The 16,305-nt window shown below is 54.5% G+C and carries 21 protein-coding genes; 3 read left to right on the top strand and 18 right to left on the bottom strand.

Annotated features, from left to right (window positions below; translation table 11 throughout):
* Window positions 1–176: 176 nt before the first annotated feature.
* Both O77CONTIG1_RS09325 and recN read right to left on the bottom strand, forming a co-directional pair.
* A complete protein-coding gene (locus O77CONTIG1_RS09325; RefSeq protein WP_068510010.1) occupies window positions 177–668 on the bottom strand; it encodes a GNAT family N-acetyltransferase in 492 nt (163 codons plus the stop codon).
* 62 nt (window positions 669–730) lie between these two features.
* A complete protein-coding gene (gene recN / locus O77CONTIG1_RS09330; protein WP_068510012.1) occupies window positions 731–2,572 on the bottom strand; it encodes a DNA repair protein RecN in 1,842 nt (613 codons plus the stop codon).
* Window positions 2,573–2,961: 389 nt separating this feature from the next.
* On the opposite strand from recN, the gene O77CONTIG1_RS09335 reads away from it, so the two are divergent.
* Window positions 2,962–3,258: a Uma2 family endonuclease gene (locus O77CONTIG1_RS09335; protein WP_317134235.1), complete on the top strand. Its 297-nt coding sequence runs from the start codon at window positions 2,962–2,964 to the stop codon at window positions 3,256–3,258.
* Between the two features lie 100 nt (window positions 3,259–3,358).
* Here the strand turns inward: O77CONTIG1_RS09335 and aroH are convergent, their stop codons facing one another.
* Window positions 3,359–3,751 carry a chorismate mutase gene (gene aroH, locus O77CONTIG1_RS09340; protein WP_068510017.1) on the bottom strand — a complete coding sequence of 131 codons (393 nt, stop codon included), beginning with the start codon at window positions 3,749–3,751 and terminating at the stop codon, window positions 3,359–3,361.
* 112 nt (window positions 3,752–3,863) lie between these two features.
* Window positions 3,864–4,709 (bottom strand): signal peptide peptidase SppA, encoded by an 846-nt coding sequence (sppA, locus tag O77CONTIG1_RS09345; protein WP_068510018.1) that lies wholly within the window; start codon window positions 4,707–4,709, stop codon window positions 3,864–3,866.
* A 171-nt stretch (window positions 4,710–4,880) separates the two neighbouring features.
* Here sppA and recR point away from each other — a divergent pair, with 171 nt between their 5' ends.
* Window positions 4,881–5,477 carry a recombination mediator RecR gene (recR, locus tag O77CONTIG1_RS09350; RefSeq protein WP_410503504.1) on the top strand — a complete coding sequence of 199 codons (597 nt, stop codon included), beginning with the start codon at window positions 4,881–4,883 and terminating at the stop codon, window positions 5,475–5,477.
* A gap of 62 nt (window positions 5,478–5,539) precedes the next feature.
* Here the strand turns inward: recR and O77CONTIG1_RS09355 are convergent, their stop codons facing one another.
* The 3 genes from O77CONTIG1_RS09355 to O77CONTIG1_RS09365 all read right to left on the bottom strand — a co-directional run bounded on the left by O77CONTIG1_RS09355 (window position 5,540) and on the right by O77CONTIG1_RS09365 (window position 8,030).
* Complete coding sequence (locus O77CONTIG1_RS09355; protein WP_068510023.1) at window positions 5,540–5,947, bottom strand: hypothetical protein; 408 nt, start codon at window positions 5,945–5,947, stop codon at window positions 5,540–5,542.
* Between the two features lie 171 nt (window positions 5,948–6,118).
* A complete protein-coding gene (locus O77CONTIG1_RS09360; protein WP_068510025.1) occupies window positions 6,119–6,529 on the bottom strand; it encodes a phasin family protein in 411 nt (136 codons plus the stop codon).
* A 325-nt stretch (window positions 6,530–6,854) separates the two neighbouring features.
* Window positions 6,855–8,030, bottom strand: coding sequence for a M20 family metallopeptidase (locus O77CONTIG1_RS09365; protein WP_068510027.1), 1,176 nt, complete (start codon window positions 8,028–8,030; stop codon window positions 6,855–6,857).
* Window positions 8,031–8,249: 219 nt separating this feature from the next.
* Between O77CONTIG1_RS09365 and O77CONTIG1_RS09370 the strand changes: the two genes are divergently transcribed.
* Window positions 8,250–9,095, top strand: coding sequence for an SPFH domain-containing protein (locus O77CONTIG1_RS09370; protein WP_068510030.1), 846 nt, complete (start codon window positions 8,250–8,252; stop codon window positions 9,093–9,095).
* Between the two features lie 91 nt (window positions 9,096–9,186).
* Here the strand turns inward: O77CONTIG1_RS09370 and prfA are convergent, their stop codons facing one another.
* From prfA to infA, 11 genes are all read right to left on the bottom strand, one after another.
* Window positions 9,187–10,278, bottom strand: coding sequence for a peptide chain release factor 1 (gene prfA, locus O77CONTIG1_RS09375; RefSeq protein WP_068510032.1), 1,092 nt, complete (start codon window positions 10,276–10,278; stop codon window positions 9,187–9,189).
* A 99-nt stretch (window positions 10,279–10,377) separates the two neighbouring features.
* Window positions 10,378–10,626, bottom strand: a complete 249-nt coding sequence (rpmE, locus tag O77CONTIG1_RS09380; protein WP_068510035.1) for a 50S ribosomal protein L31 — start codon at window positions 10,624–10,626, stop codon at window positions 10,378–10,380.
* Between the two features lie 102 nt (window positions 10,627–10,728).
* Window positions 10,729–11,142, bottom strand: coding sequence for a 30S ribosomal protein S9 (gene rpsI / locus O77CONTIG1_RS09385; protein WP_068510037.1), 414 nt, complete (start codon window positions 11,140–11,142; stop codon window positions 10,729–10,731).
* Between the two features lie 2 nt (window positions 11,143–11,144).
* On the bottom strand, window positions 11,145–11,597 hold the full coding sequence (rplM, locus tag O77CONTIG1_RS09390) for a 50S ribosomal protein L13 (RefSeq protein ID WP_068510039.1): 453 nt from the start codon (window positions 11,595–11,597) through the stop codon (window positions 11,145–11,147).
* Window positions 11,598–11,687: 90 nt separating this feature from the next.
* Complete coding sequence (gene truA, locus O77CONTIG1_RS09395) at window positions 11,688–12,584, bottom strand: tRNA pseudouridine(38-40) synthase TruA (protein ID WP_068510041.1); 897 nt, start codon at window positions 12,582–12,584, stop codon at window positions 11,688–11,690.
* 18 nt (window positions 12,585–12,602) lie between these two features.
* Window positions 12,603–12,953, bottom strand: a complete 351-nt coding sequence (gene rplQ, locus O77CONTIG1_RS09400; protein WP_068510043.1) for a 50S ribosomal protein L17 — start codon at window positions 12,951–12,953, stop codon at window positions 12,603–12,605.
* A 118-nt stretch (window positions 12,954–13,071) separates the two neighbouring features.
* Window positions 13,072–14,019, bottom strand: coding sequence for a DNA-directed RNA polymerase subunit alpha (locus O77CONTIG1_RS09405; RefSeq protein ID WP_068510045.1), 948 nt, complete (start codon window positions 14,017–14,019; stop codon window positions 13,072–13,074).
* Between the two features lie 234 nt (window positions 14,020–14,253).
* Window positions 14,254–14,649, bottom strand: coding sequence for a 30S ribosomal protein S11 (gene rpsK, locus O77CONTIG1_RS09410; RefSeq protein ID WP_068510048.1), 396 nt, complete (start codon window positions 14,647–14,649; stop codon window positions 14,254–14,256).
* Between the two features lie 378 nt (window positions 14,650–15,027).
* On the bottom strand, window positions 15,028–15,411 hold the full coding sequence (rpsM, locus tag O77CONTIG1_RS09415; RefSeq protein ID WP_068510050.1) for a 30S ribosomal protein S13: 384 nt from the start codon (window positions 15,409–15,411) through the stop codon (window positions 15,028–15,030).
* 83 nt (window positions 15,412–15,494) lie between these two features.
* Complete coding sequence (rpmJ, locus tag O77CONTIG1_RS23460; protein WP_006618079.1) at window positions 15,495–15,608, bottom strand: 50S ribosomal protein L36; 114 nt, start codon at window positions 15,606–15,608, stop codon at window positions 15,495–15,497.
* Between the two features lie 164 nt (window positions 15,609–15,772).
* The gene (gene infA / locus O77CONTIG1_RS09420) at window positions 15,773–16,000 is read right to left on the bottom strand and encodes a translation initiation factor IF-1 (protein WP_058881950.1); all 228 of its coding nucleotides are present in this window, start codon (window positions 15,998–16,000) and stop codon (window positions 15,773–15,775) included.
* Window positions 16,001–16,305 lie beyond the last annotated feature (305 nt).

The following is a 16,305-nucleotide window of genomic DNA, read 5'->3' on the forward strand; positions in this document are numbered from 1 at the left end:
AACTCCTTGCTGTCTTGATTGGGAGGGCTGGGGAAATCGTTATGTCGGTTCCGCTGGCATACTTCAGAATCTGTTGATAGAGTGCGCCCTGTTGCCGAAGGCTTCAACCCCTCTCCCACAGGATGAGGGCAAATTTGCAAAGCTTGCTTTACTTAATCCGTTGCATTAAAGTTGCATTAAAACAGTTGCGTCACGGCTTGTGATTGCTCCGCGGGTTTCTTCATAAATCTGCCTTCATCAGGCTCTATTTTCCAATCCGTCCATCCTAGATGGCGATAGAACCCAACTGCACGAGTGCCTTCGTTCGGATCAGTCGTCAACCATATCTCCTTCCACCCCTCAGAAAATAGCCACTGCTCAACCAAATTGAGCAGCCGTTTGCCAATTCCCTTTCCCTCAAATTCTTCGAGGACGGCAATTACCCACATTTCTCCGCTGCTTTGATTACCCATCGCGAATCCTACAATGCGGGAATCAACTTCACAGAGCCAGCCTCGATGGGAGGTTTTCAACAGATTCCGCCCTGACTCATGAGTGATTCCTAACTGTGCTAATTCTTCGTATCCTCGATCGTTGTGCCAGGTCGCTATCCGCACATTAAAGATGGCTTGGATGTCTTCTGGAAGGATTTCTCGAAAGAGAATAGAGCTGCTCATGGCAGTTTTCATTGGTTTCTACTGAATAGTCTTGAAGGCGGCGCGTAACTAAAGATGCCGCTTCTTGCCAGCCTTTAACTCCGATTTCGCCTGGGCTTGGCTACAGTTTTAGTTCTAGAGTCTTGCTGGCGGGATGCGGCCTGAGCCAGCAGCGAGTCGGCAAAGGCGATCGCCTCTTCATTCCCACCCACGAGCTGAGCCAGCTCATGGCGGCGCTGATCATCGCTCAGTTGGGATACGCGCACCACCGTCCGCACGTCTTCAGATCTCTCCGGCAAATCCGTATCTACTTGCTCAGGATCTACTGGCTCAGGGGTCGCTTTGGCCTTCTTGCGGCCATTTTTGCTGGCGGATTCTGCGGCTGGGTCAATCACCTGCTTATCGACCCGAAAGTGGGTATGGGCCATGGCGGCAACGAGCGGCTGGTGCGTCACGCAGAGTACCTGATGGCGGCTGCCAAGCTGGTGTAGCTTATCGGCGATCGCCTGGGCCACGCGCCCCGACACACCCACGTCGATCTCATCAAAGACCATTGTGCCGATTGGATCGACCTGCGAAAAGCACACCTTCAGCGCTAGCAAAAAGCGGCTCATTTCCCCACCAGAGGCGATCGCCGTCAGCGGTTGCAGCGGTTCGCCAGGGTTGGGGCTAAACAGAAACGTGATGCGATCGCCCCCGGCCGCTGTTGGATTCACCGGCGTAATCTCCACCTGAAACTGCACCTTTTCCATTGCCAGCGGCTTCAGTTCCTCAATTATTCGAGCTTCCAGCGTATGGGCGGCGACGCGACGCAGTTCCGTAAGCTGGGCACAGGCAGCGGCGAGTTCTTGCTGGCGCTGGGCATACTGGGCTTCCAGCGCTTCTAGCGATTGTCCGCCATCGCTGAGCGCGTCCACATCTGCCTGCACCCGCTGCGCGTAGGCGATCGCCTCGGCGAGTGTTGGGCCATACTTCTTACAAATCTGCTTAAGCTGGATAATTCGCTGCTCGACCGCTTCCAGGCGCTCCGGGTCGGTTTCTAGCCCCTCACCGTAGGTGTTGATCTGCCGACCCGCCTCCTGTATCCGCGCCAGCGCTTCTGACACCATGTCCAACACTGGCTCCAGATCTCGGTCATAGCGCACCATATCCGTCAACCAATTTTCCGCTTTGCCCAACAGATCTGCCGCTGCATTCCCACCCGTATCGTTCTGGTAGAGCGCCTGATACACCTGATAGCTCTGTTGCTGTAGCTCCACCGTATGGCTAAGGCGCTGGCATTCCTGCTCCAGCTGCTCCAACTCTTGCGGATCGCTGAGATTTGCCGCCGCCAGCTCCTTTGCCTGATATTCAAACAAATCAAGCTGCTGCTGGCGCTGCTGCTCCATCTGACGGCGTTTTTCCAGCGCTTGTGCCGCCTGCTGAAAGGCGGCATAGGCGGCTGCGACGACTTCTCGCTGCTGCATCAGGGCAGCGCCACCAAAGCTATCGAGCCAATCGCGCTGGAGGCTGGGCTGCCCCAGTTGCACGGTTTGCCCCTGGGCGGTAATTTCCACGAGGCGATCGCGCAGGTCTTCCATCTGTTGCTTGTTCACCACCACCCCATTTACCCGCGAACGGCTGCGGACGCTGCCCTGCCCCAGCGTCATCTCGCGGCTACACACTAGCGTGTCGTCCTCCAGCGGCTCAAGATCCTGCGCCGCCAGCCAGTCTTGCAGCACAGGCTCCATCGCAAAGGTCGCCTCGATTCGCGCCGAATCCGCCCCCGTTCGCACCGCCCGCCCCGATACCTTGCCGCCCAGTGCCGCATCCAGCGCGTCGAGAATAATCGATTTACCCGCGCCCGTTTCCCCCGTCAGCACGTTCAAGCCCTCGCCAAACCGAATCTCTAGGCGATCGACCAGGGCAAAGTTCTCAATGTTGAGAGAAATTAACATAGGAGGGGCAAAGAGAACACCTGGATCAACATATAAAGATCAAAATACGGATCACTCTAATGGCTCAACTATCAGGGGCTAGAATCCTAGAGTAGAACATTTGAATTACTACTCGGCCACACATTTCAGTGTATAGCAGGCAAATGGCGCATCAAAATCTTTGGGACATCTTCGAGTCTGTAAATAGTCTCAAAAAATAGTCTCAAAATTTCATATCTCAAAGTCTCAAGGTCTCAAAATTTCATGTCTCAAGGTCTCAAAATTTTCTAGCGTTCAGCCCTGAACTCTACTCCTTGACCTCCAAGTCCCGTCACAGAGCCTATTCTAGAGTTAACGCCAGCGCAAAGAGCCACCGTCCAATGACCCACTTCACCATTGATCTGAGTGCCATGACTGTGCTGACTGACGCTCAGTTTGATGCGCTTTGTACCAACAATCCCGACATCAAGTTTGAGCGCACCCCCAACGGAGAGCTCGTCATTATGGCTCCCACTGGCGGAGAAACTGGAAAAGATAATGCAAAATTGACTGCTCGCTTTGTTATCTGGAATGAAAATACAGATCTAGGCGTGGTGTTCGACTCGTCTACCTGTTTTCGGTTGCCAGGTGGGGGCGATCGCTCTCCTGATGTAGCCTGGGTTGAAAAGGTTCGCTGGGAAGCCTTATCAGCCGATCTCCGTCGGTAGAAGTGCTAGATGCGCCCACTAGCCTGTCCGGTGAACCCGTTCTGCCGGGGCTAGTTTTGCAATTGGGCTGGCTGTGGAAAGCCGCGGTGAAGTAATGCTCCTACTGGAGCGTCATCGGCGCATACTGCCAATCCGGACGCAATTCTGCCGCATCCCGCAGGTAGGCATGGCGGACGCGCACCTCGGCGGGTAGATTGATTTGCAGCAGCAGACGGATGCAGCGCGGTAAGCTGCCTTTCACTGCCATTTGCTGTAGATCTAGCAGCGGCACATCGTTCCAGCCAGGACGCTGGCGGGCAATCTTAGCCGGAAACACGGCATCCAGGTCTGGCGTGACGGAGAAAATTAGATTAACGATTTCGTCCGGGTCGAGGACTCCGGGGTTGAGCCGTTCCAATTCTTCTAATAGCTCGATGACCGCTTCGGCGATCGCCCCTTCCGTGTTCTCTGCAACCGTCGTTGCGCCCCGAATTGCCCGAACTCGCCAACCCACAGATTTGTCCTCCCGTTTTGAGTATTTGGGGAATGGAGCGCGTAGAAGGATTGGGATTTGGAGAAGGGTTACTGCTCCGCCATGCCATCACTTCGTGACTCCATCACCCCGCCTATGGCCGATACATCCACAGCGGCACGCCGCTCGTCGCCAGTTCAAATTCAATCCAGTCTGTAGCCGAAGATAGCCTGTGGGTAAGCAAACTGCCAAGGCGATCGCCCTGCATTTCACTCCCCGTTCGCAATCGGCGGAGCAAGCTCTTTTTCTCCTCGATGTTGAATGTGCGAGTCTTTTCTGGATCGAGGCCAGCTAGTTCGCAGGCCCAGCGACGGGCATCTTCCTCTGTCCCCAGGCGATCAACCACACCCAGTTCCAACGCCTGTTGCCCGGTGAAAATCCGTCCATCGGCAAACCCCCGGACGGTTTCAACCGCCAAGTTCCTAGCTTCAGCCACCGTTTGCACAAACTGGCCGTAGCTCGTGTCAATCAGCTCTTGCAGAATATGTTGCTCTGGTTCCGTTAGTTCTCGATCAAAGGCCAGAATGTCTTTATACGGGCCAGATTTAATCACCTTAAAGGATACGCCAATTCGCTCCAGCAGGCGTTCCAGATTATTGCCCCGCAGGATGACACCGATACTGCCTGTCACGGTGCCTGGGTTTGCCACAATGTGCGGTGCGCCCATGCCGATATAGACACCGCCAGAGGCTGAGATATTGCCAAAGCTGGCGACGATTTTGATTTTTTCAGCCAGTCGCTTGAGCGCTTGATAGATTTCCTGCGAATCACCCACCGTTCCACCAGGGCTGTCGATCCGCAGCAGCAGTGCGGGAAATTTGCGCTCTTCGACTTGCTTGAGGGCTTCCAGGACGCGCTTGCGAGTGTCGCTGGCGATCGCCCCTGCAACCTCAATCCGGGCAATTTGCTTGCGAAAAGACGGCTTAAAGAGCCTCACCATAGGTTTTCTAACTAACAAAAATTACGCTCAATTCTACGATTCTAAAGCGGAATTGCAGGGGCCCTCAAATTCGCAATCAGGATGCCCCCCTGAGAAGCCCTAATCCTGCAACCATCCTCTATGATCAGAAAATCTATGCCTCTTTTGCGCCTCACGTCTTCTGGAGGAACCCTGGTTTACACTCGTCCCCTCGCCCGCCTAATCGAACAACTGCAACGGCTTCCTGGCGTTGGGCCCAAATCAGCCCAGCGACTAGCGTTACATATCCTGAAGCGGCCAGAAGAAGAAGTGAAAGCCCTGGCCCAGGCACTGCTAGAGGCAAAACAACAGGTCGGGCTATGTTCCGTTTGCTTTCACCTATCGGCCGAACCCGTCTGCGACATTTGCAAAAACCCCAGCCGAGACCCAAAGCTCATCTGCGTGGTGGCAGATTCTCGCGACGTAATTGCCCTGGAAAAAACCCGCGAATACAAAGGCAAGTACCACGTTTTGGGCGGCTTGATTTCTCCGATGGAGGGCATTGGCCCCGACCACCTCCACATTTCGCCCTTGGTCAAGCGGGTAGCCCAGCAGGGCGTTGAGGAAGTGATTATGGCCATCAGTCCCAGCGTGGAAGGAGACACGACCACGCTCTACGTTGGGCAACTGCTAAAGCCGTTTACTAAAGTTACTCGCATTGCCTTTGGGCTACCGATGGGCGGCGATTTGGAATATGCTGACGAGGTGACGCTGGCGCGGGCGCTAGAGGGCAGGCGAGAGTTGGAGTAACGAGAGTGAAAATCAGCGCAACACAGCGACGTTTAGCTGACGGTTACTAGTTGACGGTTCCTTTAAGCCTTGCCACCGCCTTTCCAGACCGACTCAAAATCGGGGCACTGCTCCCCTTCCCAGCCAAACGGGTGCATTCCGCAGACCAGCATCGTGCCGCCGTAGACCTGTCCGTGGTAGTTGCGGCAGCCGACGCAGGCGGAGTGGCGATTGAGAATGGGGTCAACCGTCTGGTTAAAGGGCTGCACGGTTTCCTGGATGGTGCTTTCTACGCCCATCACTGCATTCATAAACGGAGCTAGCCATTCCTCCATCTGGCGATCAATCTGGTCGAGATCGGGGGCGATCGCCTCATTCAGCCGCTCTGCCACCTCGTCCGACCATTCAAAAATTGCATCCACCGCTTCATTCACGTCACGGTTAATGTCTTCCAGAAACTGTTCTACTTGTTGGGCGATCGTCTCAAACATAGGTTTCAAGGGTTGGGACTCAAGTTTCAAAGGTCAGGGTCGAGCGGCAGCACCAAGAGGCAGTATCAAGAAAAAAGTTGGGATTAATACGGAACCTGGAATCAGCGCGATCGCAGCCCTGCCAAGCGGATACCCCGCCGCTCTTTCTCCCCAATTCCGAATCCCCAATCCCTAATCCCGTTTCAACCGTCTTAGCTCCTCTTGCAGTTTGGCGACTTGCTGACGCAGGTCATCCGCCGTTGACTGGCTAGGCGACCGTCCCGATGTTGCAGAGCTTTCGGCGGCCGGCTGGCTAGCAGACTGGGTTGGCTCTTCCTCATCCGTCAGAATTTCGATGCGGCGCGGCTCTGCGGGCTTTTCGGGTTCACCCGCGACGGGCTGCTGGGCGCGGTTCATCATCTCTTCCACCATGCGGCGGGCTTCTTCGGTGCTAATTTCGCCACGAGCGACCATTTCATCCGCCAGCTTTTGCGCCTGCACCCGCAAATCTGCCAGAGTGCTGCCCGCTTTTTCGCCCGCGTAGGAGGCTAACCCGACACCCAAATAAAATGCCTTTTGAACCAAATCTCCAAAGCCTGCCATAGCGATGTGGCTCCTCTGCCAAGCGTCTAGATATTGCGTTAGAAGTTAATCTGGCAAACGCCCAGAGCTACACGAAATAGCGCACGAAATAGCACTGAAAGCTTGCAGCCATCTGGCGTTTTTCCAGTGGTCAATACTACTCAGCATAGCGGTATAGCGAGGTGGTTAACCGGGTGGGATTTCCAGACACCCAAGTACGGACATTTGTGACGGACATTTGTGACGGACATTTGTGACGGACATTTGTGACAGACATTTGTGACAGACATTTGTAGCGGAAGGGCCCAGCGATCCTGCTCTCATCCTCCAAGCCCCATCCCTCCGATTACTGCTGCCAGTATTTATACGCTGCGTAGGCCATCGTTACCACACCCGTCACGATCGCCGTTTCGTCTACATGAAACTGGGGATGGTGCAGCGGATAGTTGGGCTTGTCAGCCAAGGCTACACCCAGGCGAAACATAGTGCCAGGAGCATGTTGCAGATACAGTGAGAAGTCTTCTGCACCGAGGGAGGGTTCTAAAAGAATTTGGACGCGATCGCCCCCCCAGGCTTCTGATGCCGCCGACTCCATAATCTGCGTCAACGCCGGATCATTTTGTACCGAAGGCACACCCCGGCGATAGTTCATCGTGTACTTTGCCCCATAGCTCTGGCAGACATTCGCCACGATTTGCTCAATCCAGGCAGGCAAACTGGCGCTGGTTTCAGGATGGAGCGATCGCACCGTACCCAGCATCCGCACCTGATCCGCAATCACATTCGGTGCCCGTCCTCCCTGGATTTGCCCAATTGTCAGCACCACCGGACGTAGCGGGTTTTGCGTCCGGCTAATCGCCTGTTGCAGCGTCGTCACCACCTGCGATGCAATCCAGATCGCGTCGATCGCCTCATGCGGCCGCGCCCCATGCCCCGACTCCCCCATGATCACCAGTTCCAGATCATCCGCCGCCGCCGTCAGCGCCCCATAGCGAATCCCCACCGATCCCCCCGGAATCGTCGGAAACGTGTGAACCCCAAAAATAGCCGTCACGCCCTCCATCACCCCATCGCGAATCATCCAGCCTGCGCCCTGCGCCGTCTCCTCCGCAGGCTGAAACAAAAACCGAGTCGTGCCCGGAAACTGAATCCCCAACTGCGCCAGCACCATCGCCGTCCCCAGTCCCACAGTGGTATGCACATCATGACCGCAGGCGTGCATAATTCCCGGCTGCCGCGAAGCAAATTCCAGTCCCGTGCGCTCCTGAATCGGCAGCGCATCCATATCCGTGCGAATTGCCAGCATTCGGGAGTCTCTATCCGTGCCGCGCAGTTCTGCCACTACGCCGGTCTTGCCGACTAGTTCCTGCACATGCAGTCCACAAGACGACACCACACCTGATACATAGGCGGCTGTCTGGTATTCCTGTCCGCTCAGTTCAGGATGGCTGTGCAGATGGCGGCGAATTTCAACCAGTCGAGGGGCAAGGCTCGCAGCAAGATCTTTAATTTGGCTCAGCATGGAGACAGACAAGGGTAGAGGTTAACCTCATAATAAAGAGTTGTTAAGAAAAGGTTCTACTGGCCGCCTCCATCACCTCATCACCCTATCACGGTTCATCCGTACCAAATCCCGCCACAAAGGATACATTAGAGGAACAGTCTCTTCTCTCTAGTCTTTTCTCTCTAGTCTTTCTCTCTACTCTCTTCTCTCTAACGCTGCTTTGGAGAATCGCACCCTATGGAGTCCATCGTTGCTGCCCTTGCTCTCCTCATTGTGGGTTACACTGTCGGCTCCGTCAGAATCATCAATCAGGGCACCGAGGCGCTAGTAGAGCGATTGGGGAAGTTTCACCGCAAGCTCGGGCCGGGACTAAATTTTGTGGTGCCGTTTCTCGACACAATTGTTTTAGAAGAATCCACCCGCGAGCGCGTGCTGGATATCGAAAAGCAAAAAGCCATTACTGGCGACAACGTATCAGCGGACGTAGACGCAGTGGTCTACTGGCGAATTTTGCAGCTAGAGCGCACATTCTATGCCGTGGAAAATATTGAGGAAGCGCTGGAGAGCTTAGTGACGACGACGCTCCGTTCCGAAATTGGGCGGATGAGTCTAGCTCAGACCTTTTCCTCTAGAAACGAAATCAACCAGGCCTTGCTACACCAACTCGACGAAGCAACCGCAACCTGGGGCGTGAAGGTGACTCGAGTGGAGGTGCAGAGCATTGAGCCTGCCCCAGACGTGCTGCGAGCAATGGAGCTAGAACGCGCTGCCGAAAGTAAAAAGAAGGCAGCCATTTCTGAAGCGCAGGGCAAAAAGCAGGCGGCAATTGAAGAAGCCGAGGGTGCGGTGCAGTCGATGAAAATGATTGCGGATGCGCTAAAGTCTCAGCCCAATAGTCGGGAGATCATGAAATATTTGGTCGCACAACGATACGTCGATGCCAGCTATCGACTCGGCGACAGCCCAAACTCCAAAATTGTGTTCATGGATCCGAAGGCGCTGACCGAAGCCCTGAGCGAGCTAATCGATCCGAATGCGCCACCACCCAGTCAGCATCCACTAAACCCGCCTAGGGAGGGATGAATCACTCCTGACTCTCGCATCCCGAAAAAACCAGCCGGGAGTTGAGGCACTAGGGTTTATCGAGCTTTGACGCGCCTCAGTCAGGCTTGCATCAAGAAGCCGCAGCTAGTTCCTCTAGTCGCTCTTGCTGGTCTTTGGAAATGCAGGACTGAATCAATTCTTCCAAATCACCTTCAAGGACAGCGTTTAGACTAAAGTTTTGGTTTAGGCGATGATCAGTGACCCGATTGTCCTTGTAATTATAAGTCCGAATTTTTTCCGAGCGTTCGCCCGTACCAACCTGAGACCGGCGCATTGAGGTGACGGCTTCTTGCTGTTCTCGCAGCTTGATTTCGTAGAGCTTGGCTCGCAAGATTTGCATGGCGCGTTCGCGGTTTTGAAGCTGCGATCGCTCTTCGGTGCAAAATACGCGGATGCCTGTTGGCTTGTGGATCAGGTCAACGGCGGTTTCCACTTTGTTTACGTTCTGTCCGCCCGCGCCACCCGATCGCGCCGTTTTCATCTCAATGTCCTTTGGGTCGATTTCCACTTCTACATCATCGACTTCCGGCATGATAGCGACCGTCGCCGTCGAGGTGTGAACCCGCCCGCCTGCTTCCGTCACGGGGACTCGCTGCACTCGATGAACGCCAGCCTCAAATTTAAGCTTGCTGTAGACCTGGTCGCCCTGAATTTCCAAAATGGCTTCTTTGAAGCCGCCCATATCCGCCAGCGACTCACTAACCATTTTGACCCGCCAGTTTTGGCTTTCGGCGTATCGAGAATACATCCGCAGCAGATCCCCGGCCCAGATGCTCGCCTCGTCGCCACCTGCACCCGCCCGGATCTCCAGCATGATGTTCTTGTCATCGTTGGGATCTCGCGGCAGCAGCAGCACCTTCAGCCGATTTTCCAGGTGCGCGATTTTTTCTTCTAGCTCGTCCACTTCCAAAGCCGCCATTTCCCGAAGTTCTGCGTCGCCGCCTGCGTCTTTCAAAATCTGACGCGCCCCTTCTAGGTCACTTTGGGCTTTTTTCCATGCGTCAAAGGTCGTCACCGTTTCTTCTAGTGACGACCGAGTTTTAGCAAGCTTCTGGAACTCTGTGGGATCGGTTGCAATGTCGGGATCAGCCAACCGCCGCGTCAGTTCGTGAAAGGTTTGCTCTACGGAATTAAGTTTGTCGAGAAGATAGGCTTCTGCCATAACAATGGGAGTGAGGAAGAACGATAGGTGAGGCGAAGAGTTCGCCACCCGTGAGGGTCAAAATTCAGAAAATGAAGGCGATCGCCAGTTTTCCTATCGCTACTTCTTCTTATCCGCTGCTGCACCGTCGCCCGTGCGCGAGTCGGTCATCCCATACTTCCGCAAGAAGCGCTCCACGCGACCCTCAGTGTCGATAATCTTCTGAGTGCCCGTATAGAAGGGATGGTTGCCAGACCACACATCGACGTGCAGTTCGGGCTTAGTAGAACCAACGGTCATGACCAGTTCACCGTTGCAGTAAACCTTGGCTTCGGGATACCAAGTGGGATGGATGTCAGGCTTTGGCATAACAGTCTCAAGTCTGTTGCTTTTCAAGGGTTGTCAAGGATTGTCAAACAGTCAATGCAGGCAATTGGGCAAGGTGCAGCCTACGTCGCCCCTACAGCCAGTCTAGCGCTTCGAGTATTGGGGAGCCTTGCGGGCCTTATGCAGACCGTACTTCTTCCGCTCTTTAGCACGGGGATCGCGGGTCAAATAGCCTTCAATTTTCAGCGGCTTGCGGTTCTCAGGGTCTAGCTCGCAGAGCGCCCGCGCTACACCCAGGCGGATTGAGTCTGCCTGGCCGGTCAGTCCACCACCCGTTGCATTCACCAACACGTCGTATTCATTTTCCAGTCCCAGGGTTTCCAGCGGCGCTTTGGCGATCGCCAGGTAGGAGGGGTTGAACTGGAGATATTCTTCACCGGGGCGGCCATTCACGATCAGCTTGCCCGTACCAGGCACTAGGCGAACACGGGCGATCGCCGACTTGCGACGACCCGTCCCCCAGTACACAACGCGACCAGATTTCTCAGTAGCTTGCATTCTTACTTCTCTCCAGGAATTGTTTTAAGGGTCAAAACTTCAGGCTGCTGGGCTGCATGAGGATGGGTCGGGCCCGCGTAGACTTTGAGCTTGGTAAACAACTGGCGACCCAGGGAGTTCTTCGGCAGCATCCCCTTCACGGCTTGTTCTACAATTCGTTCTGGCAGGCGAGACTGAAGCTTGGTAAAGTTCTCCACCTTCATGCCGCCGGGCCGCCCAGAATGACGACGGTAGAGCTTTTGGGTGCGCTTTTTGCCCGTCACGTCTACTTTCTCAGCATTCACGATGATGACGAAATCACCTGTGTCCAGATGCGGCGTAAAGGTCGGCTTGTTTTTGCCGCGCAGCACATTGGCGACTTCGCTAGCCAGTCGTCCGAGACGCTGATCAGTTGCATCGACGACATACCACTTGCGCTCAATTTCGGTTGTGGGAGGGAGATAGGTCTTGTTCATAATGTTCTATCGGGTTCCAGGAGGGTCAAAGGGTTGAGAAAAAGGCTCACAAGAGGCTTAGATATCAGAGGGGAGGAACTTGACTGAGAACTAGCCAGAAGAGGCAACGGCGATCGCTGGTTCAGTCAGCGGCAAGAGGAACTGGGGCTGCGTGTCATACCAGAGGCTCGGCTCAAAGGGCGAATCAGGATAGCCTACGCGCAGCAAGCAGAGTCCCTGCGGCGGAGCGGCATACTTTACCTGATCCCGGCGCTGCTCTTGCCAGAGGCGGGTAAACTCGGTGGGCGATCGCTCTCCCCGTCCCACGTCAACCAGCATTCCTACCAGCAGGCGCACCATGCCGTAGAGAAACCCGCTCGCCTGAATCTCTAGCTGCACGAACGGCCCGCGTCGGATGCACTCCACCGCTTGCACATCGACCCAGGAATGGGCCCGCTTCGAGCCAGCCCGATGAAATGCTGCCAGGTGTTGCCGCCCCAACAATGGGGTCAGCGCTGCCTGCATGGCTTCAACATCCAGCGGCGCATGATAATAGTGCCAGCTAAAGGGGCGGACGAACAGATTAGGGCAGGCATCGGTGTAGAGCGTATAGCGATAGCGTCGCCAAATCGCTGAAAACCGAGCGTGCCAGGAGCGATCTACCGGGGCCGATGCTCGAATTAGCACGTCTTCTGGCAGGCGGCTATTGAGAATATCGCGCCACCGATAGGGCGGGATCAAGGTCGCCGCATCAAAATGAGCCACCTGAGCGGCTGCATGAACGCCAGAATCGGTTCGCCCTGCGCCGTGCAGCGTCACAGAATGCCCCAGCACAGTAGCGATCGCCCGCTCAATTTCTTCCTGAACGGTGCGATGCTGCGCCTGCCGCTGCCAGCCATGAAACCGAGTGCCCAGGTATTGAATGACCAGGGCAACCCGTTGTGAGTCTACCGAGCAGTTTTCCCCTGAACTAGCAGCCTCCTTTAGCGTTGGCAGCGCGATCGCCATAGCCAGATGCCTACATCCTCAGGTCAGTTCGATAATCGCCATTTCAGCGTTATCGCCCCGGCGGCTTACGGTTCGCTGAATGCGAGTGTAGCCTCCATTGCGATCGCCATAGCGCTCCTTCGCACCCTCAAACAGGGCGTGAACCAGCTGCTTGTCATAAAGGTAGCCCAGAGCCTCGCGGCGGGCGGACAGAGAGCCGTCCTTTGCAAGCGTAATCATTCGCTCTGCTTCGGAACGGACTGCCTTGGCCCGCACCTTGGTCGTTGTGATGCGACCGTGACGAATGAGTTCGGTGGTCAGCGCTCTGAGGAGAGCGCGCCGCTGATCTGCGGGCTTACCCAGTTGTGGAACACGACGACGGTGACGCATATCACTTAGAAATTAAACTAAACAGCAAAACGAAAGCAGCACGGTAAAGTCCCTACCCAAAGTCCTTACCCCCTTGCCCAGCCCTAATACGGCCCAGCAAGCCAGAACCCCAACGACCTTAACTAGTCTTGGCAGGCTTTTCATGGGGCAGGGTAATCCCCATGCGAGTTTGAAGCGCCTCAATCACCTCTTCGGCAGACTTCGCACCAAAGTTTTTGATTTCTAACAAATCTTCTTGGGAATACTCCAATAAATCCGCCACCGTATTGATCTGGGCCCGTTTCAGACAGTTGTAGGCGCGAACCGAAAGATTCAGTTCCTCAATCAAGATCTGGTTGTGGGGATCTTCATCATCCGAGAAGATGGGCCCAATGTCATCAATCGTGATGTCTTTCAGCGGTGTAAACAGATCAACCAGAATGCTGGCGGCCTGGCTCAGCGCATCCTGAGGAGTAATGCTACCATTCGTCCACACTTCCATGATTAGGCGATCTTTTTCTAGAGATCCGCCAACCCGTGCATCCTCAACGGTATAGTTCACCTTACGCACAGGCATGAAAATTGAGTCGATTTGCAAATAATCAACCGCCGAAGAGTCATCCCGGCTCCGATCAATGGCCCGATAACCGATGCCCTTCTCGATCTTGAACTCCATCTCCAGCACAGAACCTGCGGAAACCGTCGCGATGTGCTGAGTTTCATCCACCACTTCAACCTCAGACGGAAGATCAAAGTATGCAGATGTCACCTCTAGCGGCCCTTCAACGCGAAGCCGACCGATCTGGGGCTGAGAAGAGTAACTCTTCAGCACGACTTCCTTCATGTTCAGCAGGATGTCGAGGGCATCCTCTTTCACACCTGGAACGGTCATAAACTCATGCGTCACCCCTGCAATGCGGACTGCCGTAACCGCAGCACCCTCTAGGTTCGACAGCAGCACACGTCGGAGTGCATTTCCGACCGTCGTACCCTGACCCCGCTCCAAAGGCTCAAGAACAAACTTGCTGTATAGACTCTGGTTTTTCCCTGTTTCGGACTCTATGCACTCAACCTTGAAATGTGCCATAGACCAACCTCTCTTCTCCTTAGCCACAGAAGGCAGGCAACCTTCTTATGTTTTCAATGTTCTCGTCTGCCAGCGCTCTATCCCCTTGCTCTGGAGAAACAAAACCTAACTGGTCAGCCTAGCAAAGATATCAACCGTCGAAACAAAAACCAGCACTTTATCCTTCAACTGAATTCGCTCGACTCCCTGCTTGCTGAGCTTCCGGCAGTCCTTGCTCCAACAAAGCAGGAAAGATTAAACTCGCCGCCGCTTGGGAGGGCGACAGCCGTTGTGTGGGATAGGCGTCACGTCGCGGATTAGTGTGATTTCTAGTCCAGCGCCCTGGAGCGCCCGAATGGCAGTCTCCCGTCCTGACCCAGGGCCGCTGACCATCACCTCAATCTGACGCATTCCCTGATCCATAGCACGACGAGCCGCATTTTCAGCAGCAGTCTGAGCCGCAAAAGGGGTTCCTTTCTTGGCCCCTTTGAAGCCGCTGGAGCCAGCAGAGGCCCAAGAAATCGCCTCTCCATTTGCGTCCGTGATCGTCACGATCGTGTTGTTGAATGTGGACTGGATATGGGCAACACCGCTGGGGATGTTCTTCTTTTGCTTCTTGGGGCCAGTTCGTTTCGTAGGTTGTCGAGCCATTTTTCTTCGCTAAGTCTAGGAATAGGGTTTACTTTGTCAAACTGCAAGGATAGTCAAACTGTAGGACAGCGAAACAAATTAGAGGGACGAGGGGGACAGGGTGGATATTTGTGGATATCTATGGAAGATTGGACTGACAATCTCTGAGAGGAACGTAGAAGGGCGATCGCACTCAAGCAAGCCCTAGGTCTAAGACTCAGACCCTTCCCGCCTCCAAATATCTTGAGCGCCAAGCGATCGGGCGGGGCAATCAGACGCAACCACGCCGAAGAGGGAACAAAATCAACGCGCTAGTTCACCCTTTGCGAAAGCATCCTGACAAAGCTATCTGTGCAGTGGTTCACCCAAGTCTGCCAGCACCACTCTCAGCCTAATTGTCTACTTCTTGCCAGGTGCCTTCTTCTTGCCAGCCACCGTGCGCCGACCGCCGCGACGGGTTCGAGCATTCGTGCGAGTCCGCTGTCCGCGAACAGGCAGACCCATCCGGTGCCGCCGGCCGCGGTAGGTGCCGATGTCCATCAGGCGCTTAATGTTCAGGGATTCCAAACGTCTGAGGTCACCCTCGACCTCATAGTCAGACTCCACCGTTTCGCGCAGGGCTGCAACATCTGCGTCGCTCAGATCCTTAACGCGAGTATCGGGGTTCACACCCGTCTTCGCGAGGATTGCTTTGGATCGGGTCAGCCCGATGCCATAGATATAGGTCAAACCGATCTCAACACGCTTATCGCGAGGAAGATCCACTCCGGCAATTCGTGCCACGCTTTGTACTCCTACTTCTGCCGCTCAGCAATGAACTCAACTTCAAATTGACCTAAGATAGGTCGATTCAACCACTCAACGTACTAACCCTGCCGTTGCTTATGCTTGGGGTTAGAACAAATCACCATAACTCGGCCGCGGCGACGGATGACGCGACACTTCTCACAGATTTTCTTGACGGATGCTCGGACTTTCATGCCCCGAAATGTCCCAAATTTGACTACTGACTACAAACCCAATATGTTATCAACTTTTTAGATAAAATGTCAAGGAAAAGTCTCAGATTAAACATCTCGCCCGTGGGCAGGCGATCGCGCTAAACGCCATTAACAGCTACTAACACTTGAATGCAGTGCCTCTCCTACTTCTTATTTCGGAGGCGATAGGTAATTCGCCCTTTGGTCAGGTCGTAGGGTGTTAGCTCGACCTTGACGCGATCGCCCGGCAAAATTTTGATGTAATTTCGGCGAATCTTGCCCGAAATATGGGCCAAGACATTAAATCCGTTGTCTAAGTCCACGCGAAACATGGCGTTGGGCAACGAATCCGTCACCGTTCCTTCCATTTCAATCAGATCCTGTTTAGACAATGCATCCTCCTAAACTACAAGTAATTCAAACCAGTGACTGAGACCAGCGATCCAGACTCCATCGCGCTTTGCAGCGTGATAATGTGCAGCCTAGAGCGATTCTGCCTCTCTGATGTTCAAAACGGGTATTCCAGACATATCCATCACAAAGGGCCTTGAAGCAAACCGCTCTAATAACCCAGGAACCGTTGAGTACCCTAAACACCTAAAAAATGCACCATCTATCAGATTAACAAATACTCAAAAAACCTGCGTGTGTCGGCATATGCGGCACGACCAATGGGCTTGGGATGGTTATCCAAACG

Source organism: Leptolyngbya sp. O-77 (genome assembly GCF_001548395.1).
Taxonomy (GTDB): Bacteria; Cyanobacteriota; Cyanobacteriia; order Elainellales; family Elainellaceae; genus Thermoleptolyngbya.

Bases quoted from the DNA above. Each gene is read 5' to 3' on its own strand.
- O77CONTIG1_RS09370 (WP_068510030.1), top strand. From the start codon at position 8,250: ATGGAGTCCATCGTTGCTGCCCTTGCTCTCCTCATTGTGGGTTACACT.
- O77CONTIG1_RS09325 (WP_068510010.1), bottom strand. From the start codon at position 668: ATGAAAACTGCCATGAGCAGCTCTATTCTCTTTCGAGAAATCCTTCCA.
- rpsI (WP_068510037.1), bottom strand. From the start codon at position 11,142: ATGCAAGCTACTGAGAAATCTGGTCGCGTTGTGTACTGGGGGACGGGT.
- truA (WP_068510041.1), bottom strand. From the start codon at position 12,584: ATGGCGATCGCGCTGCCAACGCTAAAGGAGGCTGCTAGTTCAGGGGAA.
- prfA (WP_068510032.1), bottom strand. From the start codon at position 10,278: ATGGCAGAAGCCTATCTTCTCGACAAACTTAATTCCGTAGAGCAAACC.
- recN (WP_068510012.1), bottom strand. From the start codon at position 2,572: ATGTTAATTTCTCTCAACATTGAGAACTTTGCCCTGGTCGATCGCCTA.
- rplM (WP_068510039.1), bottom strand. From the start codon at position 11,597: ATGAACAAGACCTATCTCCCTCCCACAACCGAAATTGAGCGCAAGTGG.
- rpmJ (WP_006618079.1), bottom strand. From the start codon at position 15,608: ATGAAAGTCCGAGCATCCGTCAAGAAAATCTGTGAGAAGTGTCGCGTC.
- sppA (WP_068510018.1), bottom strand. From the start codon at position 4,709: ATGGTGAGGCTCTTTAAGCCGTCTTTTCGCAAGCAAATTGCCCGGATT.
- rpsK (WP_068510048.1), bottom strand. From the start codon at position 14,649: ATGGCTCGACAACCTACGAAACGAACTGGCCCCAAGAAGCAAAAGAAG.
- O77CONTIG1_RS09360 (WP_068510025.1), bottom strand. From the start codon at position 6,529: ATGGCAGGCTTTGGAGATTTGGTTCAAAAGGCATTTTATTTGGGTGTC.
- O77CONTIG1_RS09405 (WP_068510045.1), bottom strand. From the start codon at position 14,019: ATGGCACATTTCAAGGTTGAGTGCATAGAGTCCGAAACAGGGAAAAAC.
- O77CONTIG1_RS09355 (WP_068510023.1), bottom strand. From the start codon at position 5,947: ATGTTTGAGACGATCGCCCAACAAGTAGAACAGTTTCTGGAAGACATT.
- rpmE (WP_068510035.1), bottom strand. From the start codon at position 10,626: ATGCCAAAGCCTGACATCCATCCCACTTGGTATCCCGAAGCCAAGGTT.
- rplQ (WP_068510043.1), bottom strand. From the start codon at position 12,953: ATGCGTCACCGTCGTCGTGTTCCACAACTGGGTAAGCCCGCAGATCAG.
- O77CONTIG1_RS09335 (WP_317134235.1), top strand. From the start codon at position 2,962: ATGACTGTGCTGACTGACGCTCAGTTTGATGCGCTTTGTACCAACAAT.
- O77CONTIG1_RS09365 (WP_068510027.1), bottom strand. From the start codon at position 8,030: ATGCTGAGCCAAATTAAAGATCTTGCTGCGAGCCTTGCCCCTCGACTG.